We start from the raw sequence: 21,196 nt of genomic DNA, 5'->3' as shown, positions 1-21,196 counted from the left end.
AGGCCTCGCGGGCCGGGGGACGACCCCCGGACCCCCGACGGCTGGCGTGGCGTGCGACCCGGACGAGCGCACGGCTGGGTCAAGCGCAGGAGCGAGGGGCCAGCCCCTCGCGCACCCCGAGGTAGTTCGGGCCAGAGGACGACAGGGCGTGCGGGCCGTCGGCCATCACGTCCCGGCGATGCGCGCAGACGCCCCATTGGCCCGGACGGTCCCGACCCATATACCGGTCGCATGATCATAGAACTCGGCCATTTCGCCCTCATCCTCGCCTTCGCCGTCGCCATCGTGCAGATGACGGTCCCCCTGATCGGAGCCTGGAAGGGCTGGACCGGGTGGATGGCGGTCGGAAACCCTGCCGCGACCGTGCAGGTCCTGCTGGTGGGGTTCAGCTTCGCGGCACTGACCTATGCCTTCGTGACCTCGGATTTCTCGCTGAAGCTGGTGGTGCTCAATTCGCATACCGACAAGCCGATGCTCTACAAGGTCACGGGTGTCTGGGGGAACCACGAGGGGTCGCTCCTCCTCTGGGTGCTGATTCTCGCGCTCTTCGGGGCGGCGGCGTCCTGGTTCGGCGGGCAGTTGCCCGACACCCTGCGGGCCCGTGTCCTGGCCGTGCAGGCGAGCGTCGGCGTGGCTTTCTACGCCTTCATCCTCTTCACCTCGAACCCGTTCACCCGGCTGGCGACGCCACCCTTCAACGGCGAGGACCTGAACCCGCTGCTGCAGGACCCGGGCTTGGCCTTTCATCCGCCGTTTCTCTATCTCGGCTATGTCGGCCTTTCGATGGCGTTCAGCTTCGCGGTCGCGGCCCTGATCGAGGGGCGTGTCGACGCCGCCTGGGGGCGCTGGGTGCGGCCCTGGACACTGGCCGCGTGGCTCTTCCTGACGGTGGGCATCGCGCTGGGCTCCTGGTGGGCCTATTACGAACTGGGCTGGGGTGGGTTCTGGTTCTGGGACCCGGTCGAGAACGCGTCCTTCATGCCATGGCTGATCGCGGCGGCGCTGCTGCACTCGGCCATCGTGGTCGAGAAGCGCGAGGCGCTGAAGGCCTGGACGATCCTTCTGGCGATCCTGGCCTTCGGCTTCTCGCTGATCGGCACGTTCATCGTGCGCTCGGGTGTCCTGACCTCCGTTCACGCCTTCGCCAACGATCCCGAGCGGGGCGTCTATATCCTCGCCATCCTCGGCATCTTCACGGGCGGTGCGCTGCTCCTGTTCGCGATCCGCGCGCCGGCGATGCAGGCCAAGGGCGTGTTTGGCGTCGTGTCGCGGGAATCGGCGCTCGTGGCCAACAACCTCCTGCTGGCGGTCGCGTGTTTCGTGGTCTTCATCGGAACGATCTGGCCGCTGGTGGCCGAGATGGCCTTCGACCGGAAGCTGTCGGTCGGCCCGCCCTTCTTCAACGCGGCCTTCACGCCCTTCGTAATCGCGCTCGCCGTGATCCTGCCGCTGGGCTCGATCCTGCCGTGGAAGCGCGGGCGGGGGGCCACGTTGCGGCGGATGGTGCCTGTCGCGGTGCTGGCGCTCGCGCTGGCCGGGCTGGTCTGGGCGTTGCAGACCGGGCGCTCGCTCGGCGGGCCGCTGGGCGTGGCGCTCGGCGTCTGGCTCGTGGTCGCGGCGGGCGTGGACCTCGGGTCGCGGACCGGGCGCGGGTCGGTCGCGTCGCGGTTGGGTCGCCTGACGCGGCTACCGCGTGCGGACTGGGGCAAGGCGCTGGCCCATGGCGGCCTCGGGATCACGATCTTCGGGGTGGCCGCGCTGACCGCGTGGCAACAGGAAAAGATCGAGGTCATGGATGTGGGCGACCGCATGACACTCGGGCACTACGAGATCGTGCTCGAGGATGTGCGGCGCGTGCAGGGGCCGAACTACATCTCGACGCTGGCGCAGATGCATGTCTACGAGGATGGCCGCGATATCGGCATCCTTCCGGCCGAGAAGCGGGTCTACCCGGTGGCGCAGATGCCGACGACCGAAGCCGGGATCGACAACGGGTTCACGCGCGACGTCTATGCCGTGATCGGCGATCCGCAGCAGGGGGGCGGCTACGCGGTGCGGGTCTATATCAAGCCGTTCGCCAACTGGATCTGGGGCGGTGCCATCATCATGGCGCTGGGCGGGCTCGTGTCGCTGTCGGACCGGAGGTATCGCGTGGCGGCGGGCGCGCGGAGGAAGCGCCCGGTGCCATCCGGCGGAGTGCCGGCGGAGTGAGGCTCGGGACGATCGTGCTGGCGGCGCTGTTGGCCGCGCCCCCCGCGTTGGCCGTGCAGCCCGACGAGGTACTGGCGGACACGGCGCTGGAGGAGCGGGCGCGCGATCTGTCGAAGAACATCCGCTGCCTCGTCTGCCGCAACGAGTCGATCGACGAGAGCAACGCCGAGCTGGCGCGCGACCTGCGCCTTCTGGTGCGCGAGCGGCTGGTGGCGGGCGACAGCGATGCGGAGGTGATCGCCTATCTGGTGGATCGTTACGGCGAATACGTCCTCTTGAACCCGCCCGCGAGCGGGTCGACGCTTCTGCTCTGGGGTGCCCCGCTGGCGCTCCTGCTGCTCGGTGGTGGGCTGGCCGCGGCGCATGTCACGCGGCAGCGCGCCGTAGCGGATGACGGTCTGTCGGACGCGGACGAGGCGCGGCTTAAGGTGCTGTTGGACGAGGGCCGCGACGGCTGAGGCGCGGCTGCGGTCTGGCGCATCGGGCGCGGTTGCGCTATGGCCCCGGCACGGTCCGTGGGAACCGAGGCACCGCCGGCCGAGAGGTCATGCTGAACCCCGCGCGAATGCACGACACGATCCCCTCCGCCGCATCCGGAGGGCAAGGGCGGTCCCCCCACCCCGACGGGGCAGCGATGACGGCAGGAGAGAGATCATGCCGAGGGATTCCCTTCCACTCGTCCTCGAGGACGTGAACAGTTTCGCCCGAACCCTGCGCGGACAATTGCCCGACCCGCCCTCGCATCAGTCGATGCTGAACGCGGTGGCCAAGGCGGCCGGGTTTCGCAACTTCCAGCACCTGAAGGCCGCGCAAGGCTGGGGCGAAACCGTGCCCAAGCCGCCGCCCGAGATGGACCGCGTCAAGCGGGCCGCCGCGCGGTTCGATGCCGAGGGGCGCTTCACCGGATGGCCCGTCAAGCGGTCGCTGCGGCTGCTGTGCCTCTGGCCGATCTGGGCGCGGCTGGACGCGGGCGCGGTCAAGGACGAACGCGCGATCAGCGCCGATATCCACGCGCTCTGCACCTTCCGCGACGCCGCCGGTATCCGGCGCGAGATGGTGGGCGAAGGGATGCTGACCCGGACGCTGGACGGCTCGGAATACCGGCGCGTGAACCGCGCGCCCGACCCGACCGCGCGGGCGCTGATCCGTCTGGTTCTGCCCTGACGTTCCGGCTTTTCTGCGGCGGCGGCCCGGCCTAGGGTCGCCGCCGACACAGGAGATGCGCCATGGACTATGAGACGATCCGCTTGAGCGAACGCGACGGGGTCGCCGTCCTGACGCTGAACCGCCCCGAGAAGATGAATGCGCTGAACACGCAGATGCGGGCCGAGATCCTGCACGCGGTCGGCTCGGCCGAGAAGACCGCGCGGGTGCTGGTCATGACGGGCAAGGGCAAGGCGTTCTGCTCGGGGCAGGACCTGGGCGACCGGGCGAATGTCGGCAACCTCAACCTCGAGCGGACGCTGCGGGACGAGTACGAGCCGATGCTGCGCGCGATCTTCGATTGTTCGATCCCGACCATCGCGGCGGTGAACGGCCCGGCGGCGGGGGCGGGGGCGAACCTCGCGCTGGCCGCCGACGTGGTGATCGCGACCGAAAGCGCGGTGTTCCTGCAGGCGTTCACGCGGATCGGGCTGATCCCGGATGCGGGCGGCACCTATTGGCTGCCGCGGCAGATGGGGACGGCCAAGGCGATGGGCGCCGCGCTCTTCGCCGAGCCGGTGACGGCCAATCAGGCGAGCGAGTGGGGCATGATCTGGGAGGCGGTGCCGGATGACGCATTCGCGGCCCATTGGGCCGAGCGGGCGCGCCACCTGGCGACGGGACCGTCGGTCGCCTACCGGAACGTCAAGCGCGCGATCCGCGGGAGCATGGACAACACACTCGACAAGCAGCTGGCGCTGGAGGCGAAGCTGCAGGGCGAGGCCGGGCACAGCCGCGACTTCCAGGAAGGCGTGCTGGCGTTTCTCGAGAAGCGGGCGGCGAAGTTCGAAGGCCGGTAGGAGCGCTCAGCAGCCGAAATAGCCGTCGCCATCCGCCGGTTCGACGTTGAGATGCGTCGGCTGGCTGCGGCCGCCGCAGATGAAGACGATGATCCCGACGTTGAAGTTGCCGGTCAGCACGCCGTCCGACCAGGCGTCGCGGCGACCGCGCGCGTAGAGGCCGGGGATCTGTGCGCGCAGATCGCGATTGGCGAAGAACACGTCGCCCTCGTCGCCGGAGTGGCGAATGCCGAACCGATGGTAGTTCGCGCGGTCCTGCTGGAGGATTGCGCCGGGGTCGGAGAGGCCGACGCCGCGCGAGTTGCGGCGATCCTCGGGGCCGATCTCGGCGTAGTAGGACTCGATGATCTCGGCCGTTGCGGGTGCGGCGGCGGCGATCATGGCGACGAAGATCAATCGGAACATGGTGTATCCTCGGAACAGGTAGCGGTCGTCCGTCCCCGGATAGCACAGTTTCGGCGTGGCGCCGATGCAACGGCGGCGGCTTGCGCCCGCCCGCCGCGTTTGGGTAGGTGATCCGGCAGATCGTCAGGGAGATCGGATCATGCAGATGCGCCGTGTGGTGGTGACCGGACTGGGAATGGTGACGCCGCTGGCGTCCGGGGTCGAGGAGACGTGGCGGCGCCTGATCGACGGGCAGTCGGGTGCGGGCCCGATCACGCGGTTCGATGCGGGCCATCTGGCGACGACCTATGCCTGCGAGGTGCCGCGGGGCGACGGGTCGGACGGGACGTTCAACCCCGACGACTGGATGGAGCCGAAGGAGCAGCGCAAGGTCGACGAGTTCATCCTCTACGGGATGGCCGCAGCCGAGCAGGCGGTTAAGGATTCCGGATGGACGCCCGGCGAGGAGGGCAAGCTTCGGACCGGCGTGATGATCGGGTCGGGGATCGGCGGGCTGTCAACGATCGCCGAGACGGCCGTGACGCTGAAGGAGCGAGGCCCGCGGCGGGTGTCGCCGTTCTTCATTCCGTCGGCTTTGATTAACCTCGTTAGCGGACAGGTCAGCATTCGGTACGGGTTCAAGGGGCCGAACCATGCGGTCGTGACGGCCTGTTCGACGGGCGCGCATGCCATCGGTGACGCCTCGCGGCTCATCATGCTGGGCGATGCGGACGTGATGGTCGCGGGCGGCGCCGAGAGCCCGATCAGCGAGATCGGCATTGCGGGCTTTAACGCCTGTAAGGCTTTGTCAACGAAATGGAGCGACGATCCGACCAAGGCGTCGCGGCCCTATTCGGCGGATCGCGACGGCTTCGTCATGGGCGAGGGCGCGGGCGTCGTCGTGCTGGAGGAATACGAGCACGCCAAGGCCAGGGGCGCGAAGATCTATGCCGAGATCAAGGGCTACGGGATGTCGGGCGATGCCTATCACATCACGGCGCCGTCCGAGGACGGGGATGGGGCCGAACGCTCGATGCGCGCGGCGCTGCGCAACGCAGGCATTGAGCCGGCGGACGTGGATTACATCAACGCGCACGGCACCTCGACTATGGCCGACACGATCGAGCTGGGCGCGGTGGAGCGGATGATGGGCGACCACGCGGCGAAGGCTACGATGTCTTCGACCAAGTCGGCCATCGGGCATCTGCTGGGGGCCGCGGGCGCGGTCGAGGCGATCTTCTGCATCCTCGCGATGCGGGACCAGGTGGCGCCGCCGACGCTGAACCTCGACGACCCGGCGGTCGAGCCGAAGCTGTCGCTCGCGCCGAAAGCTGCCGAGCGGCGGTCGATCTCGGTGGCGCTGTCGAACTCGTTCGGGTTCGGGGGTACGAACGCGTCGCTCGTGATGGCGAAGCTGGATTAACTTCGGGGTAGAACCGACTGATGTGGAAGCATATTGCCGCCAATGTCCTGACGTTGGGCGTGGTCGGGATCGCCTGTCTCGCCGCGATCATCGGCATCCAGCAGGCGCGCTGGTCCGATGCCGGACCGCTGGCCGAGGCCGCGTTCTTCGAGGTGCCGCGCGGCGCGTCTCTGCGCCGGGTGAGCGAGGGGCTGGCCGAGGCGGGGATCGTGTCGTCGGCGACGCTGTTCCGGATCGGGGCGAGCTATACCGAGCGGGGCGACGACCTGAAGTTCGGGACCTACGAGATCCCGGCCGGGGCCTCGATGCCGGAGGTGCTGGACATCGTGACCGCGGGCGGGCCGTCGGTCTTCCCCTACACGGTGACGTATCTGCTCCGCTCGCAGGGGCCCGAGGTCCGGGTGCGCGAGCGGGTGCCGGGGCAGGAGACGCTGGTCGAGATCGCGACCTTCGCGCCGGGTGACGCGGTGCCAGAGGACTACACGGCGCTGATCGAGCGGGGCGTGCCGATCACATGGCGCGTGTCGGTGGCACCCGGCCTCACTTCGTGGGAGGTGATCGAGGGGCTGAAGGGCGCCGACTTCCTCGAAGGCGAGGTGCCGGTTCCGCCGGAAGGGACGCTCGCGCCCGACACCTATGACGTGGCGCGCGGATCGGATGTCGCGGACCTGGTGGGGCGGATGCGGGTGGCGCAGGAGCGCATCCTGGCCGACGCCTGGGCCTCGCGCTCGCCCGATGTGGCGGTGACGACGCCGGAGGAGGCGTTGATCCTCGCGTCGATCGTCGAGAAGGAAACCGGCGTGCCCGAGGAACGGCGCACGGTCGCGGCGGTCTTCACGAACCGGATCGAGCAGGGAATGCGGCTGCAGACGGACCCGACGGTGATCTACGGGATCACGCGCGGGCAGGGACCGCTGGGACGCGGCATCCGGGCCAGCGAGCTTCGGGCCGAGACGGCGTGGAACACCTACGTCATCGACGGGCTGCCGCCGACGCCGATCGCCAATCCGGGTGCCGAGGCGATCCGGGCGGCGCTGGACCCCGAGGAGACGGATTACATCTTCTTCGTGGCGGACGGCACCGGCGGGCACGCCTTTGCCGAGACGCTGGCCGAGCATAACGCGAACGTGGCTGAATGGCGGGCCATCGAAGCGGCGCGCGAGGCGACGAGCGGGAACTGAGGCGGTCGGGCGCGCGGCGCGCGCGACCTGATTTATGATGCGAACTCAGTGCCTTGACATTATTCGGGGCATTCGGTGATTTAGGGTGTTGACCCACCGAACGCTCAAAAACACTTTAAGGGCAAGCTGGAAGAAATGGGCGAGGCGGACCGGGGGAACCCGGCCCGCCTTTCTCGTTTCCGAGCGTGCGGACCATGACGATACCTGCATGGGGCTGGCGATATGACGGATACCGAGGAGGACGACCAAGGCGCGCGTGACGCACTGTCCCGCGCGCAGCAACGTTCAACACAGGCGTGGCGAAGCATGGAGGCGCTCCGCGACGTCTTGGACGCGAAGGTGACGGAGCTGCGGGCGGTGCCTGCGGCTGCGAGCGATCCGAGGGAGGCCATCGCGGCCGCCAAGGAGGTGGCCAAATCGCATCGCGTCGCTCTGGAAGAGGAAGGCAAGGCCTATGAGATCAGACGCATTGGCAGTGGCGGCGACGGAATCGACTTCGACGCTGCACGATCTGCGATACGGGGCCGCCTTGATCGCATCGCTCGCGCCGGAGGACCGCGCGGCGTGGATTGCGGACCTTGAGGATGGGGAGGCCGCGGCGCTGCCGTGGCTTTTCGATTTCTGGGCGATGGAGCATCAGCTTCCGCCCGGCGGTGACTGGCGCACCTGGGTGATCATGGGCGGGCGCGGCGCGGGCAAGACACGGGCCGGATCCGAATGGGTGCGCGCGCAGGTCGAGGGATCGCGGCCGCTTCAGGCCGGGGTCGCGCGCCGCGTGGCACTGGTCGGCGAGACCTATGAGCAGGTCCGCGACGTGATGGTCGAGGGCGAGAGCGGGATCCTGGCCTGTTCGCCCCCCGACCGGCGGCCCGTCTGGAAGGCCGGGCAGCGCAAGTTGATCTGGCCCAACGGGGCGGAGGCGCAGGCGTTCTCGGCCTATGACCCCGAGGCGCTCAGGGGGCCGCAATTCGATGCGGCCTGGCTGGACGAGCTGGCGAAATGGGGCCGTGCGGAGGCCACGTGGGACATGCTGCAGTTCGGTTTGCGACTGGGGGACGACCCGCGCGCGGTGGTGACGACGACGCCGCGCAACGTCGACGTGCTCAAGCTGCTTCTCGGGCGCGAGAGCACGGTGGTGACGCATGCGCCGACCGAGGCGAACCGGGCGCATCTGGCAAACGGGTTCCTGGAGGAGGTGCGGGCGCGCTACGGCGGTACGCGGATCGGGCGGCAGGAGCTGGACGGTGTGCTGCTGGACGATGTCGAGGGAGCGTTCTGGACGACGGCGGCGCTGGACGCGTGCCGGACCGAGGATTGTCCGGCGTTCGACCGGATCGTCGTGGGCGTGGATCCTGCAGTGAGTTCGGGCGCGGCGTCCGACGAGACGGGTATCGTGGTGGTCGGGGTGACCACGCAGGGGCCACCCGCGGAATGGCGGGCGTGGGTGCTGGAGGATGCGACGGTGGCCGCGGCGTCGCCGACGGAATGGGCCGCGGCGGTGGCGGCGGCCTATGATCGCTGGGGCGCGGATCGCGTCGTGGCCGAGGGCAACCAAGGCGGCGACATGATCGAGGCGGTGCTGCGGCAGGTGGCGCCGACGATCGCCTATCGGAAGGTAACGGCGCGCGAAGCCAAGGGCGCGCGGGCCGAACCGGTCGCGGCGCTGTACGAGCAGAACCGCGTGAAGCATCTGCGCGACCTGGGGCGGCTGGAGGACCAGATGTGCCGGATGTCGCGGCTTGGCCATGCGGGGGCCGGGTCACCGGACCGGGTTGACGCGCTGGTCTGGGCGCTCTGGGAGGCGATCCTGGACCCGGCGAAGGCGCGGGCGCGGCCGAAGGTGCGGTCGCTCTGACGGCGACGGCGCGGAACGGATGGATGAGCGGGGGCCCCGGTGGCCCCTTTTTCTTTGGGATGACGGTGGAGGACCGGCGGCATGTTCGGATTTGGCAAGAAGGCCGGCGGCGACGCGCGGCAGGTAAAGGCCTCGGCCACGGGGCGGCTGGCTGCGATGGGATCGGCGGGCCGCGCGGTCTGGTCGCCGCGGGACACCGGCTCGCTGACGCGGACGGGGTTCACGGGAAACCCGGTGGGGTTCCGGGCGGTGAAGCTGATCGCGGAGGCCGCGGCGGCGGTGCCGATCGTCTGCGCGGATGCGGAGGGGCGCTGCGACGTGCATCCGGTGCTGGAGCTCTTGTCGCGACCCAACGGCGCGCAGGGGCGGTCGGAATGGCTGGAGGGGCTGTTCGGGCAGCTTCTCCTGACCGGCGACGCCTATGTCGAGGCCGTGGGGAGCGGTGGCCTGCCGGTGGAGCTGCACGTGCTGCGATCCGACCGGATGTCGGTCGTGCCGGGCGCGGACGGCTGGCCGGTGGCTTACGACTACACCGTGGGTGGGCGAAAGCACCGGTTCCACGTCGGAGAGATCAGCCCGGTCTGCCATGTCCGGGCCTTCCATCCGCAGGACGACCATTACGGACTGAGCCCGATGCAGGCGGCGGCGAGCGCGCTGGACGTGCACAATGCGGCGTCGCGCTGGTCGAAGGGCCTCTTGGACAACGCGGCGCGGCCGTCGGGGGCAATCGTCAACACCGGCGAGGGGCTGACGCCGGACCAGTTCGACCGGCTGGCGGTCGAGATGGAGGCGTATCACCAAGGCGCGCGCAACGCGGGACGTCCGATGCTGCTGGATGGCGGGCTGGACTGGAAACCGATGGGCTTCAGCCCCGCCGACATGGAGTTCCAGAAGACCAAGGAGGCCGCGGCGCGCGAGATCGCGACGGCCTTCGGTGTGCCGCCGATGATGCTGGGGATCCCCGGTGACGCGACCTACGCCAACTATGTCGAGGCGAACCGGGCCTTCTATCGGCTGACGGTGCTGCCGCTGGTGGGCAAGGTCTGCGAGGCGCTGGGGCACTGGCTGGGGCTTCACGCGGAGGTGCCGGTGACGCTGGGCGCGGATCGCGACCGGGTGCCGGCGCTTCAGGGCGAGCGGGACGCGGAATGGCAGCGCATCGCGGCGGCCGATTTCCTGACGGCGGACGAGAAGCGCCGGATGCTGGGGTTGGCGCCCCTGGCCACATGAGCGGGCTCCGCGGCAGCGGGTCGCGGTTTCTCTACGACCCGTTCGACGCCGCGAACGCCCGGATCGACGCGAACGAACGCGTCCTGGCCGAGCGCTGGGACGGGCTCGAATTCCGGCTGAAGGGCATCGAGGTGATGCTGGAGCGGTTGGAGAAGCGGCTGTGGCTCGCGGCGATGGGGGTGGTCGCGACCATCCTCGCGCAGGGCGTCAAGTATCTGATCTCATTGTAGGAGGGCCCGCCATGGGGCTGGAACGGAAATTCGCGCACGGGGACGGCTCCGTGCGGCTGGAGGACGGTGTCCGGATCACGGGCTATGCCTCGTGGTTCGGGATCGAGGACACGGGGCGCGACGTCGTCTCGCCGGGCGCCTATTGCGACAGCCTCGCGCGGATGTCGGCCGAGGGGCGGCGGGTCAAGATGCTCTGGCAACACGATCCGGCCTGCGTGATCGGGGTCTGGGACGAGGTGGTCGAGGACGGGCGGGGCCTGTTCGTGAAGGGCCGCCTGCTGCCGGGCGTCGAGAAGGCGCGCGAGGCGGCCGAGCTGATCGAGGCGGGCGCGCTGGACGGGCTGAGCATCGGTTACACGGTGAAGCGTGCCACCAAGGACGAGGGGGGGCGCAGGCTCCTGAAGGAACTGGAGCTTTGGGAGGTGTCGCTGGTGACCTTCCCGATGCTGCCCAGTGCGCGGGTCGGGTCCAAGTCGGACCCGCTGCGTGACGTGGCGCGGGCGATCGAAGCCGCCCGCGCGGAACTGGCGCGCGACTGATGGCCGCCTGACACACCGAGGAAGGAACACCCGATGAGCCATGACGGCGTTGGGGAAGTCACCGAGGCGCTGGCCGGTCTGGTCAGCGATTTCAAGGGCTTCCGCCAAGATATCACCCAACGGATCGAACTACAGGAAAAGCGCAACCCCATGTCCCACACGTCCCACCGCCCCCAGCTTGCCACCGCCGATGCCGGCGACGCCCCCCACCAGAAGGCGATGGATGCCTATCTGCGCTCGGGCGACGATGACGGGCTGCGGGGCCTCGTGCTCGACGGCAAGTCGATGAACACGGCCGTCAGCGCCGAAGGCGGCTACCTGGTCGATCCGCAGACCGCCGAGACGGTGAAGTCGGTCCTGACCTCGTCGGCCTCGATCCGCTCGATCGCGACGGTCGTGAACGTCGAGGCAACGTCCTTCGACGTGCTGGTCGACCGCACCGAGATGGGTGCGGGCTGGGCCTCGGAGGCGGGGCCCATCGGCGAGACCGACAGCCCGCTCTTCGACCGCATCTCGATCCCGCTGCACGAGCTCTCGGCGCTGCCGAAGGCCTCGCAGCGCCTGCTGGACGACGCCGCATTCGACATCGAGGGCTGGCTCGCTGGGCGCATCGCCGACAAGTTCGCCACCGCCGAGGCCGCGGCCTTCGTCGGCGGTGACGGCGTCGACAAGCCGACCGGGTTCCTGACCTATCCTGCGGTCGAGGCGGCGTCCTGGAGCTGGGGCGGTCTCGGCTATGTCGCGACCGGCGAGGCGGGCGATTTCGCCGCCATCGACGCGGCGGATGCGATCGTCGACCTCGTCTATGCGCTGGGTGCGAAGTACCGCGCCAATGCGAGCTTCGTGATGAACTCGAAGACCGCGGGTGCCGTGCGCAAGATGAAGGACGCCGATGGCCGCTTCCTCTGGAGCGACAGCCTGGCGGCCGGTCAGCCGGCGCAGCTCATGGGCTACCCGGTGCTGATCTCGGAGGACATGCCGGATATAGGGGTCGATGCCACGGCGATCGCGTTCGGCGATTTCGGCGCGGGTTACACCGTGGCCGAGCGCCCCGACCTGCGGGTCCTGCGCGACCCGTTCAGCGCCAAGCCGCACGTCCTGTTCTATGCCACCAAGCGGGTCGGTGGCGACGTGACCGATTTCGCGGCGATCAAGCTGCTGAAGTTCTCGATCACCTGAACACGACGTCATGGGCCGTCCCCCCGCGCGGGGGGCGGCCCACACATCCCCGGGGCCGCGTACAGGACGGCACGGGGGGGCGGGGCCGTCAGGTCACCGGTCTGGTCCGCACGCGCGGCGTGGCGGTTCCGTCCTGAGATTGCAGACATTCGCGGAGGCATCCATGGCGATGACGATACTGGAAACCGAGGCCATCGCGGACGGGGCGCTGCCGATCGCGCAACTGGCGGCGCATCTGCGTCTTCCGGAAGGCTACGGGGTCGAGGCCGATCCCACGCGGCGGCTGGCGCTGTCGCTGCTGGCGGCCATCGCGGAAATCGAGGCGCGGCTGGGCAAGATCCTGATCGCGCGCGAGGTGCGCGTGGCCGGTGTGGCCGAGGGCGGTCGGATCGCGCTGCCGCTGGCGCCGGTGCTCGAGGTGCTGCGCGCCGAGCGGGACGGGCCGGAGGGTCCGATCCCGGTAGCGGTCGGCGAGGTCGCATCCGAGCCGCATTGGTCGGTGGTCGCGCTGGCCGATCCGGTGCCCGAGGGCGGGGTCGTCCGGCTGCGTATTCGGGCGGGATACGGCGGCTGGGACGCGGTGCCGGTGGGGGTGGCGCAGGCCGTCATCCTGCTGGCGGCGGCGTCGGATGGCGACGTCCCCGCGGGCGTCAACGCGCATGTCGCGTCGCTGATCGCACCGATGCGGGAGCGGCGCCTGGGCCGTGGTCGCGCATGAGCGGCGGGGCTTATACGCGACGGCTCGAGCATCTGGTCCCGGTGCGCACGCCCGATGGCGGAGGCGGCATCCTGCAAAGCTGGGACGCGCGGGGCGTGATCTGGGGTCGCATCCAGATGCGGTCGGGGGGCCTGAAGACAACGGAATTCGGCCGCGCGCCGCGACTGGGCGTGAAGATAAGGACCCATCACCTGCCGCAGGGACATCCCGCGCGGCCCGAGATGGGTCACCGGCTGCGCGACGGCACCCGGCTTTACGAGGTGGAGGACGTGCATGACGGCGCGGATGACGCGCTGGTCGTGATGGCCGCCGAGATCCACGAGGGGGCGGGGGCATGAGCTACGCGCTGAGCGAGGGATTGCAGGCGGCGATCTATACGCGCCTGACGGCGGATGCCGAACTGGGGTCGCTGGTGGGCGCGTCGATCTACGACGCGGTGCCCGATGCGGCGCCGGACCTGTTCGTGGCCCTGGGCCAGGAGAACGCCCGCGCGGCGGGCGACGCGTCGGGCCAGGTGACGACGCACGATCTCAAGGTGAGCGTGGTGACGCGCACGGCCGGCTACGTGACCGCCAAGCGGGTGGCCGCGCGGCTGTCGGACCTGCTGTCGAATGCCGATTTGACGCTGCCGCGGGGGCGGATGATCTCGCTCCGGTTCCGGCTGGCGCGGGCGCGGCGCGACGAGGGCGAGGTCACGCGACGCATCGATCTGTGGTTCCGGGCACGCCTGGACGATCCGGCGGCCTGATGACGGCCATCCAACAAGGAGACGAGACATGAGCGTTCAAAGCGGAAAGGACCTTCTGTTGAAGGTCGATCTGGACGGCACGGGTGTGTTCAGCACGCTGGCGGGGCTGCGCGCGACGCGGCTGACCTTCAACGCGGGCTCGATCGATGTGACCTCGACCGAGAGCGCGGGCGGCTGGCGCGAACTTCTGGGCGGGGGCGGCGTGAAGTCGGCGGCCGTGTCGGGGTCGGGCATCTTTCGGGATGCGGACACCGACGCACGGGCGCGGCAGCTGTTCTTCGACGGCGAGGTGCCGGAATTCCAGGTGATCATCCCCGATTTCGGGATCGTCGAGGGAGCGTTCCAGATCACGTCGCTGGAATATGGCGGCAGCCACGACGGCGAGGCGACCTACGAGATCGCGCTGGCATCGGCGGGCGAGCTGACCTTCACGGCGATCTGATGGGATGCGGCAACCCCTATGCGGGCGAGGTCGCCCTGGTGATCGACGGCGAGCGCCGCGTGCTGAAGCTGACCCTCGGGGCGCTGGCGGAGCTGGAGGACGCGATGGCGGCCGACAGCTTGGTGTCCCTGGTCGAGCGCTTCGAGACGGGGGCCTTCACGGCCCGCGACGTGGCCCGTCTGTTGCTTGCGGGGTTGCATGCAGGCGGCTGGCGGGCGGGACCGGACGCCCTGCTGGCCGCCGAGATCGAGGGTGGGCCCGCCGAGGCGACGCGGGTGGCTGCGGCGCTTCTCCGGCGGGCCTTCGCCCTTCCGACGACATGAGTGCGTTCGACTGGCCCGCGCTGATGCGGGCGGGGATCCGCGGTTTGGGCCTGAGCCCGGCCGCGTTCTGGGCGCTGACCCCGGCAGAGCTGGCGTTCCTGCTGGGCCACGGGGACGGGCGGCTGCCGATGGACCGGGCGGGGCTGGACGCGTTGGCGGCCCGCTTTCCGGATGTGAAGGAGAACGGCGATGGATGACGCAGAGCAGGGCGCGGCACTGGATGCGCTGGAGGCGCAGATCGCGGGCACCGCGCCGGTGGTGGCGCGGTTCACGGCTGAGCTGGGCGCACTGGAGGGGCAGATGCTCCATACCGGGCGCGAGGTGAAGGGGCTGTCGCGGTCGTTCGGCGGCAGCCTCAAGAGCGCGTTCGACGGCGTGGTCTTCGACGGCATGAAGCTGTCGGACGCGCTCAACTCGATGGCGCAGTCGATGCTGAACGCGACCTACAACACGGCGATGAAGCCGATCCAGACAGCGCTAGGCGGTGCGCTCGCCAGCGGGCTGAACGCGGTGCTGCCGTTCGCCGATGGCGCATCCTTCGCGCAGGGTCGGGTCATGCCGTTCGCACGGGGTGGCGTGGTCAGCCAGGCGACGGCCTTCCCGATGCGCGGCGGCACGGGCCTGATGGGCGAGGCGGGGCCGGAGGCGATCATGCCTCTGGCCCGCGGCGCCGACGGACGGCTTGGCGTGCAGGCCAGCGGCGGTGGCGGCGGGGCCGTGACGGTCAACATGAACATCTCGACGCCCGACGCGGCGGGGTTCCGACGATCGCGCGGCCAGATCGCCGCCGAGATGTCCCGCGCCTTGTCGCGCGGCAATCGCAACCGCTGAGGAGCAATCCCGATGTCCTTTCACGAGATCCGGTTTCCCGCGCGGCTGTCCTTCGGGTCGGTCGGCGGGCCCGAGCGATTGACCGAGGTGGTGACGCTCGCCAATGGACACGAGGAGCGGAACACGCCCTGGGCGCATTCGCGGCGGCGCTACGATGCGGGCGTCGGGCTGCGCTCGCTCGACGATGTGGGCGAGGTGATCGCGTTCTTCGAGGCGCGGCGCGGCCGGCTGCACGGCTTTCGCTGGAAGGATTGGGCGGATTTCAAATCGTGCCAGTGCTCGGCCGACGTGGCCTATGACGACCAGGTGATCGGGGTCGGCGACGGCGAGACGACGCAATTCGCGCTGATGAAGACCTACCGGTCGGGCACCGAGACCTATGGGCGGCCGATCGACAAGCCGGTGCCGGGCACGGTGCGGGTCGGGGTGGCCGATGACGAGTTGGTCGACACGGTGCATTACGAGGTCGACGCCACGACGGGCATCATCACGTTCGCGACCGCGCCGGATATCGGCGTGGATGTGCAGGCGGGGTTCGAATTCGATGTGCCGGTGCGGTTCGATACGGACCTGATACTGACCTCGGTCGAGACGTTCCGTGCGGGCGAGGTGCCCGACGTGCCGGTGATCGAGGTGCGGGCATGAGCGGGTTGCGCGACAGTCTGGCCGGCGGGGCGAGTTCGGTTTGCCGGGCCTGGGTGCTTCGGCGGGCGGATGGCCTGATCCTCGGGTTCACGGATCATGACCGGGACCTTGTGGTCGACGGTGTCCCCTGCCGGGCGGCGTCGGGGATGAATGCGGGCGCGCTTCAGCGTTCGACCGGCCTCGCGGTGGACAATGCCGAGGCATCGGGCGCGCTGAGCCATGACGCGATCCGGTCCGAGGACCTGCGGGCGGGCAAGTGGGACGCCGCAGAGGTGACGATCTACCTCGTGGACTGGAGCGATCCGGCGGCGTTCGAGATCACGTTTCGCGGCACGCTGGGCGAGATCGGCTGGGGGCCGGATGGCGCGTTCACCGCCGATCTGCGCGGTCTGGCCGAGCCCTTGGGCGAGGTGCAGGGCCGGGTCTTCCAGACGCGGTGCGACGCCACGCTGGGCGACGCGCGCTGCGGCGTGGTGCTGGGACCGCTCCATTCCGAAGAGGTCGAGGTGCTGGGGGCGGACCGGGAAGGTGTGACGTTGCGGGTGCCGGAGCTGCGCCACTTCGCGCCGAAATGGTTCGAACGGGGTCGCTTGATCGTGCTGAGCGGCGCGGCCGAGGGCCAGTCCGAGCGCATCAAGACCGACCGGATCGAGGACGGCGCCCGCGTGCTGACGCTCTGGTCGTCACTGCGGCTGTCCGTGGCGCCCGGTGACCGGGTTCGGATCGAGGCGGGTTGCGACAAGCGGCGCGAAACCTGCCGCGACATCTTCGACAACGTGCTGAATTTCAGGGGCTTTCCCGACGTGCCGGGGGAGGATTGGCTGATGGCCTATCCAACAGCGGCGGGTCAGAACGACGGGGGCCGTCGATGACCGGTGCGGTGGTGGATGCCGCGCGCGGCTGGATTGGCACGCCGTACCTGCACCAGGCATCGGCCAAAGGGGCCGGGGCGGATTGCCTCGGGCTGATCCGTGGCGTCTGGCGCGAGGTCGTGGGCCGGGAGCCCGCGCACGTGCCGCCCTATACGCCCGATTGGGCGGAGCCGCAGGGGGACGAGGCGCTCTGGGCGGCGGGGGTGGCGAACCTGCGAGCGGTGCCGTCCGGGGCCGATTGGGCGCCGGGGCAGGTGCTTTTGTTCCGGATGCGGGACCGGTCGGTCGCCAAGCACCTGGGCATCCTCAGCCGCGTCGGCGCGACGGCGGCGTTCGTGCACGCCTATTCGGGGCACGGCGTGGTCGAATCCTCGTTGTCGCACCCGTGGCGCCGCCGCGTGGTGGCGCGCTTTCTCTTCCCAATTTCCTGAACTGACGGGGGTTCGATCATGGCGACCTTGGTACTCGGCGCAGTCGGCGCCGCCATCGGCGGATCCCTCGGCGGATCGGTCATCGGCGTCAGCGCCGCCGTGATCGGGCGTGCGGTCGGTGCGACGGTGGGCCGGCTGGTCGACCAGTCGATCATGGGCGCGGGCTCGGAGGCGGTCGAGCATGGCCGCGTCGACCGGTTCCGCCTAACGGGCGCGTCCGAGGGCGCGGCGATCCCGCGCGTGATCGGCCGCGTGCGGACCGGTGGGCACGTCATCTGGGCGACGCGGTTCAGGGAGCATCGCACGACCTCCGGGGGCGGGGGCGGCAAGGGTGCGCCGAAGGCCCCGCAATCGACGAGCTTCACCTATTCCGTCTCGCTGGCGATGGCGCTTTGCGAGGGCGAGATCCGGCGCGTGGGACGGATTTGGGCGGACGGCACCGAGCTGGCGCGAGACAGCGTGCAGATGCGCGTCCACAGGGGCACCGAGGACCAATTGCCCGACAGCCTGATCGAGGCGATCGAGGGCGCGGGCGCCGCCCCGGCCTATCGCGGCACGGCTTACGTCGTTTTCGAGGACCTGGACCTGACGCCGTTCGGAAACCGCGTCCCGAACCTGTCCTTCGAGGTGGTGCGCCATGTCGAGGCCGACGGCGAGGTCCCGTCGCCTGCCGAACTGATCGAGGGCGTGGCCCTTGTGCCGGGCACGGGCGAATACGCGCTGGCGACGACAGCGGTGCATTACGACCATGGCGGGGGATCGAAGGATTCCGTCAATGTGAACACCGAACAGGGGGTCGCGGATTTTAACGTCGCTCTGACCGATCTGGTCGAGGAATTGCCGCGCGTGCGCTCGGCCTCGCTGGTGGTGTCGTGGTTCGGGGACGATCTGCGCTGCGGGTCGTGCAAGGTGCGGCCGCGCGCCGAGCAGGACCGCTCCGAAGGCACGCCGATGGCTTGGCGCGTGGCGGGGCTGGATCGGGCTGCGGCGGGGGTCGTGCCCGAGCTGGAAGGGCGGCCCGTCTATGGCGGCACGCCCGCCGACGCGGCCGTGATCGAGGCGATCGAGGGGATGGCGGCGCAGGGGCTGGACGTGACCTTCTATCCGTTCATCCTGATGGATCAGCTGGCGGGGAACGGGTTGCCGGACCCCTGGGGCGGCACCGAGCAGGGCGCGCTGCCATGGCGGGGGCGGATCACGACCGAGCTTGCGCCGGGCATCGACGGAACGAGTGACGGCACGGCGGAGGCCGAGGCGGAGGTGGCGGCGTTCTTCGGGACGGCGACGGCTGCGGAGTTCTCGGTGCGCACGCTCTGGGGCGGGGCGCGGGTGATCGACGGGCCGAGCGAAAACTCCTATCGCCGGTTCATCCTGCACTATGCCGCGCTCTGTGCCGCCGCCGGTGGGGTCGAAGCGTTCTGCATCGGATCGGAAATGCGCGCGCTGACGCAGATCCGCGGGGCCGACGGGCAGTTCCCGGCGGCCGAGCAGATGATCGCGCTTGCGCGAGAAGTGCGGCTCCTCTTGCCCAATGCCCAGATTGGCTATGCCGCGGATTGGACGGAATATTTCGGGTACCAGCCAACGGGCACGGCGGACCTGCGATATCATCTCGATCCGCTCTGGGCGGATGACGCGATCGATTTCGTGGGGATCGACAACTACATGCCAATGGCGGACTGGCGCGCGTCGGACGGGCACGCGGATGCGGACGCGGGCGCCGTGCATGACCTCGGTTACCTGCGGTCGAACATCGAGGGCGGCGAGGGGTTCGACTGGTATTACGGCTCGCCAGAGGCGCGGGCGGCGCAGCGCCGCGATCCGATCACCGACGGGGCGTATGGCGAGCCGTGGGTCTGGCGCTACAAGGATATCCGATCGTGGTGGAGCAAGCCGCATCACGAGCGGGTGGATGGCCTGCGGTCGGACGAGCCGACGGCCTGGGTCCCGCAATCGAAGCCGATCCGGTTCACGGAGTACGGCTGTGCCGCGATCGACAAGGGGGCCAACCAACCGAACCGCTTCGTCGACCCGAAATCGTCGGAATCGGGCCTGCCGCATTACTCGGACGGGCGGCGCGACGATGCGATGCAGATGCAATATCTGCGAGCATTCCTGTCGCATTGGTCTGCGCCGGGGGTGAACCCGCTGTCGGATGTGGATGGGCGCCCGATGGTCGATCTCGGGCATTCCTTCGCCTGGGCCTGGGACACGCGACCCTGGCCCGCCTTTCCGGAGCTGAGCGACTATTGGAGCGACGGGGCGAACCACGCGCGGGGGCACTGGATATCTGGCCGGTCCGCGGCGCAGCCGCTGGCGACGGTCATCAAGGCGATCTGCCTGCGGGCGGGCGTGCGCGCGGTGGACGTGTCGGGGGTGCACGGCGTGGTGCGCGGCTATACGGTCGACCAGGTCCAGTCCGGTCGTGCGGATCTGCAGCCGCTGCTGCTGGCGCACGGGATCGAGGCCCACGAGGCGGGCGGTCGGCTGGTCTTCACCATGCGGGCGCGCGCGCCGGTCCATGACGTGGAGACGGACTTACTGGTCCGTGAGGCGGATGCGCCGGTCGTGGGGCTGAACCGCGCGCCCGAGACCGAGGTGTCGGGCCGGGTGCGGGTGACCCATGTCGACGCGGGTGGGTCGTTCGAGGTGCGGGTGGGCGACGCCGCGCAGCCGGGCGAGGCGCCGGTTCCGGTGGCGGAGACCGAGCTGCCGTTGATGTTGACGCGGGGCGAGGGGCACGCGTTGGCGGAGCGGTTTCTGGCCGAAGGTCGGGTGGCGCGAGACGGGCTATCCGTGATCCTGCCACCGTCGCGGCGCGAGGTTTCGGCGGGCGATCTGCTGCGGCTCGACGGGTCGGGTGATCTGTGGCGGGTGGACCGCCTGGAGGATCGCGGCGCCCGCGCGGTGACGGCGATCCGAACGGAGCGCGGTCTCTACGCGGCGAGCGACGCCGTCGAGGACGGCTCGGGGCGCACGCGTCCGCTGGCACCGCTGCCGGTCGAGGCGCTGATCCTCGACCTGCCGCAGCTGACCTCGGCGGGGTCGCCGCACGCGCCCCATGCCGCGATCGCGGCGCGGCCGTGGCCGGGCAGCGTGGCGATCCATTCGTCGATCGAGGACACGGGCTACCGGTTGGACGAGGTGATCGACGCGCCGTCGATCATCGGGACGACCGAGACGGTGATGGCACCTGCGCGACCGGGGCTCTGGGACGAGGGTGATGCGCTGCATCTGCGCCTGCCGGTGGGGGCGCTGGCCTCCGCGTCCGAGGCGTCGGTGCTGGCGGGTGCGAATGCCGCGGCGATCGGCGACGGCGCGGCGGGAGGCTGGGAGGTATTCCAGTTCCGCGAAGCGCGGCTGGTGGCGCCGCAGGTCTGGGCCCTGAGCGGGCGGCTGCGGGGGCAGCGCGGAACGGAAGGGCAGATGCGCGACCCGTGGCCGATCGGCAGTCGCGTGGTGATGCTGGATGGCGGCCCGGTGCAGCTCGACCTGCCTCAGGAGGCGCTGGGACTGGAACGGCACTACAGGATCGGGCCGTCGCGGTTCTCCTACGACCACGAATCCTACGTCCATCGGCAGGTGACGGTCGTGGGCGAGGGGCTGCGTCCGTTCGCGCCCGCCCATATGCGGCTCGGCGAGGAGGACGACGTGGACGTCGTCACGTGGATCCGACGCAGCCGCAGTTTCGTGGACGGATGGGGTGAGGCGGGGGTCCCGCTGGCCGAGCGGCGCGAAAGCTATGACGTCCGGCTTCTCGACAGCCTCGGCGGCGAGGTGGCGGCGGCGACGGTCCAGGCGCCGCGCTGGGTGGTGCCGACGGGCGCGGTGGTTCCGGGGACCGCGCAGGTGATCGAGGTGCGGCAGGTGTCGGACGAGTTCGGACCGGGGCATGCCGCGCGGCTGACCCTTCCCTGACCCGCGTCATTGCGCCGGCGTCCACGGGTGGTT

24 protein-coding genes are annotated in these 21,196 nt (G+C 70.0%); 23 read left to right on the top strand and 1 reads right to left on the bottom strand.

Annotation, left to right across the window (positions count from 1 at the left end; all coding sequences use genetic code 11):
* The first annotated feature begins 231 nt into the window (after window positions 1-231).
* The 4 genes from ACK8OR_RS04780 to ACK8OR_RS04765 all read left to right on the top strand — a co-directional run bounded on the left by ACK8OR_RS04780 (window position 232) and on the right by ACK8OR_RS04765 (window position 4,214).
* Window positions 232-2,211: a heme lyase CcmF/NrfE family subunit gene (locus ACK8OR_RS04780; RefSeq protein WP_410188297.1), complete on the top strand. Its 1,980-nt coding sequence runs from the start codon at window positions 232-234 to the stop codon at window positions 2,209-2,211.
* Entirely contained in the window at window positions 2,208-2,669 is a 462-nt protein-coding gene (locus ACK8OR_RS04775; RefSeq protein WP_410188296.1) for a cytochrome c-type biogenesis protein, read from the top strand. The genes ACK8OR_RS04780 and ACK8OR_RS04775 overlap by 4 nt, the downstream gene beginning before the upstream one ends.
* 196 nt (window positions 2,670-2,865) lie before the next feature.
* Window positions 2,866-3,375, top strand: coding sequence for a DUF2087 domain-containing protein (locus tag ACK8OR_RS04770; RefSeq protein ID WP_410188295.1), 510 nt, complete (start codon window positions 2,866-2,868; stop codon window positions 3,373-3,375).
* A 62-nt stretch (window positions 3,376-3,437) separates the two neighbouring features.
* Window positions 3,438-4,214, top strand: a complete 777-nt coding sequence (locus ACK8OR_RS04765) for an enoyl-CoA hydratase-related protein (RefSeq protein WP_410188294.1) — start codon at window positions 3,438-3,440, stop codon at window positions 4,212-4,214.
* Window positions 4,215-4,220: 6 nt separating this feature from the next.
* Here ACK8OR_RS04765 and ACK8OR_RS04760 read toward each other — a convergent pair whose 3' ends face one another.
* Window positions 4,221-4,619, bottom strand: coding sequence for a hypothetical protein (locus ACK8OR_RS04760; protein WP_410188293.1), 399 nt, complete (start codon window positions 4,617-4,619; stop codon window positions 4,221-4,223).
* Between the two features lie 145 nt (window positions 4,620-4,764).
* Between ACK8OR_RS04760 and fabF the strand changes: the two genes are divergently transcribed.
* The 19 genes from fabF to ACK8OR_RS04665 all read left to right on the top strand — a co-directional run bounded on the left by fabF (window position 4,765) and on the right by ACK8OR_RS04665 (window position 21,163).
* Window positions 4,765-6,021, top strand: coding sequence for a beta-ketoacyl-ACP synthase II (fabF, locus tag ACK8OR_RS04755; protein WP_410189866.1), 1,257 nt, complete (start codon window positions 4,765-4,767; stop codon window positions 6,019-6,021).
* Window positions 6,022-6,041: 20 nt separating this feature from the next.
* Window positions 6,042-7,202 (top strand): endolytic transglycosylase MltG, encoded by a 1,161-nt coding sequence (mltG, locus tag ACK8OR_RS04750; protein WP_410188292.1) that lies wholly within the window; start codon window positions 6,042-6,044, stop codon window positions 7,200-7,202.
* 222 nt (window positions 7,203-7,424) lie between these two features.
* On the top strand, window positions 7,425-7,784 hold the full coding sequence (locus ACK8OR_RS04745; RefSeq protein ID WP_410189909.1) for a hypothetical protein: 360 nt from the start codon (window positions 7,425-7,427) through the stop codon (window positions 7,782-7,784).
* A complete protein-coding gene (locus tag ACK8OR_RS04740) occupies window positions 7,714-9,057 on the top strand; it encodes a DNA-packaging protein (RefSeq protein WP_410189865.1) in 1,344 nt (447 codons plus the stop codon). The genes ACK8OR_RS04745 and ACK8OR_RS04740 overlap by 71 nt, the downstream gene beginning before the upstream one ends.
* Window positions 9,058-9,138: 81 nt before the next feature.
* Complete coding sequence (locus ACK8OR_RS04735; RefSeq protein ID WP_410188291.1) at window positions 9,139-10,287, top strand: phage portal protein; 1,149 nt, start codon at window positions 9,139-9,141, stop codon at window positions 10,285-10,287.
* Window positions 10,284-10,517, top strand: a complete 234-nt coding sequence (locus ACK8OR_RS04730) for a GTA head formation protein, RCAP_rcc01685 family (protein ID WP_298433170.1) — start codon at window positions 10,284-10,286, stop codon at window positions 10,515-10,517. The genes ACK8OR_RS04735 and ACK8OR_RS04730 overlap by 4 nt, the downstream gene beginning before the upstream one ends.
* An 11-nt stretch (window positions 10,518-10,528) precedes the next feature.
* The gene (locus ACK8OR_RS04725) at window positions 10,529-11,056 is read left to right on the top strand and encodes an HK97 family phage prohead protease (protein WP_410188290.1); all 528 of its coding nucleotides are present in this window, start codon (window positions 10,529-10,531) and stop codon (window positions 11,054-11,056) included.
* Window positions 11,057-11,089: 33 nt separating this feature from the next.
* Window positions 11,090-12,235 carry a phage major capsid protein gene (locus ACK8OR_RS04720; RefSeq protein ID WP_410188289.1) on the top strand — a complete coding sequence of 382 codons (1,146 nt, stop codon included), beginning with the start codon at window positions 11,090-11,092 and terminating at the stop codon, window positions 12,233-12,235.
* Window positions 12,236-12,398: 163 nt separating this feature from the next.
* Window positions 12,399-12,953 carry a head-tail connector protein gene (locus ACK8OR_RS04715; RefSeq protein ID WP_410188288.1) on the top strand — a complete coding sequence of 185 codons (555 nt, stop codon included), beginning with the start codon at window positions 12,399-12,401 and terminating at the stop codon, window positions 12,951-12,953.
* Window positions 12,950-13,291 carry a head-tail adaptor protein gene (locus ACK8OR_RS04710; protein ID WP_410188287.1) on the top strand — a complete coding sequence of 114 codons (342 nt, stop codon included), beginning with the start codon at window positions 12,950-12,952 and terminating at the stop codon, window positions 13,289-13,291. Before ACK8OR_RS04715 ends, ACK8OR_RS04710 begins: the two co-directional genes overlap by 4 nt.
* On the top strand, window positions 13,288-13,701 hold the full coding sequence (locus ACK8OR_RS04705) for a DUF3168 domain-containing protein (protein ID WP_410188286.1): 414 nt from the start codon (window positions 13,288-13,290) through the stop codon (window positions 13,699-13,701). Before ACK8OR_RS04710 ends, ACK8OR_RS04705 begins: the two co-directional genes overlap by 4 nt.
* 28 nt (window positions 13,702-13,729) lie before the next feature.
* Window positions 13,730-14,143 (top strand): phage major tail protein, TP901-1 family, encoded by a 414-nt coding sequence (locus ACK8OR_RS04700; RefSeq protein WP_410188285.1) that lies wholly within the window; start codon window positions 13,730-13,732, stop codon window positions 14,141-14,143.
* Complete coding sequence (locus ACK8OR_RS04695) at window positions 14,143-14,466, top strand: gene transfer agent family protein (RefSeq protein ID WP_298433147.1); 324 nt, start codon at window positions 14,143-14,145, stop codon at window positions 14,464-14,466. The genes ACK8OR_RS04700 and ACK8OR_RS04695 overlap by 1 nt, the downstream gene beginning before the upstream one ends.
* A complete protein-coding gene (locus tag ACK8OR_RS04690) occupies window positions 14,463-14,663 on the top strand; it encodes a rcc01693 family protein (protein ID WP_410188284.1) in 201 nt (66 codons plus the stop codon). Before ACK8OR_RS04695 ends, ACK8OR_RS04690 begins: the two co-directional genes overlap by 4 nt.
* On the top strand, window positions 14,656-15,297 hold the full coding sequence (locus ACK8OR_RS04685) for a phage tail tape measure protein (RefSeq protein WP_410188283.1): 642 nt from the start codon (window positions 14,656-14,658) through the stop codon (window positions 15,295-15,297). Before ACK8OR_RS04690 ends, ACK8OR_RS04685 begins: the two co-directional genes overlap by 8 nt.
* A 12-nt stretch (window positions 15,298-15,309) precedes the next feature.
* Entirely contained in the window at window positions 15,310-15,942 is a 633-nt protein-coding gene (locus ACK8OR_RS04680) for a phage distal tail protein, Rcc01695 family (protein WP_410188282.1), read from the top strand.
* Window positions 15,939-16,814: a DUF2163 domain-containing protein gene (locus ACK8OR_RS04675; protein WP_410188281.1), complete on the top strand. Its 876-nt coding sequence runs from the start codon at window positions 15,939-15,941 to the stop codon at window positions 16,812-16,814. The genes ACK8OR_RS04680 and ACK8OR_RS04675 overlap by 4 nt, the downstream gene beginning before the upstream one ends.
* Window positions 16,811-17,245, top strand: a complete 435-nt coding sequence (locus ACK8OR_RS04670; RefSeq protein ID WP_410188280.1) for a C40 family peptidase — start codon at window positions 16,811-16,813, stop codon at window positions 17,243-17,245. The genes ACK8OR_RS04675 and ACK8OR_RS04670 overlap by 4 nt, the downstream gene beginning before the upstream one ends.
* Window positions 17,246-17,263: 18 nt before the next feature.
* Window positions 17,264-21,163 carry a baseplate multidomain protein megatron gene (locus ACK8OR_RS04665; protein ID WP_410188279.1) on the top strand — a complete coding sequence of 1,300 codons (3,900 nt, stop codon included), beginning with the start codon at window positions 17,264-17,266 and terminating at the stop codon, window positions 21,161-21,163.
* Window positions 21,164-21,196: the final 33 nt, after the last annotated feature.

The organism is Jannaschia halovivens, from assembly GCF_046452375.1.
GTDB lineage: Bacteria > Pseudomonadota > Alphaproteobacteria > Rhodobacterales > Rhodobacteraceae > Jannaschia > Jannaschia halovivens.
Note: the sequence above shows the minus strand (reverse complement) of the source record. Positions and strands in the feature narration are given on the sequence as shown.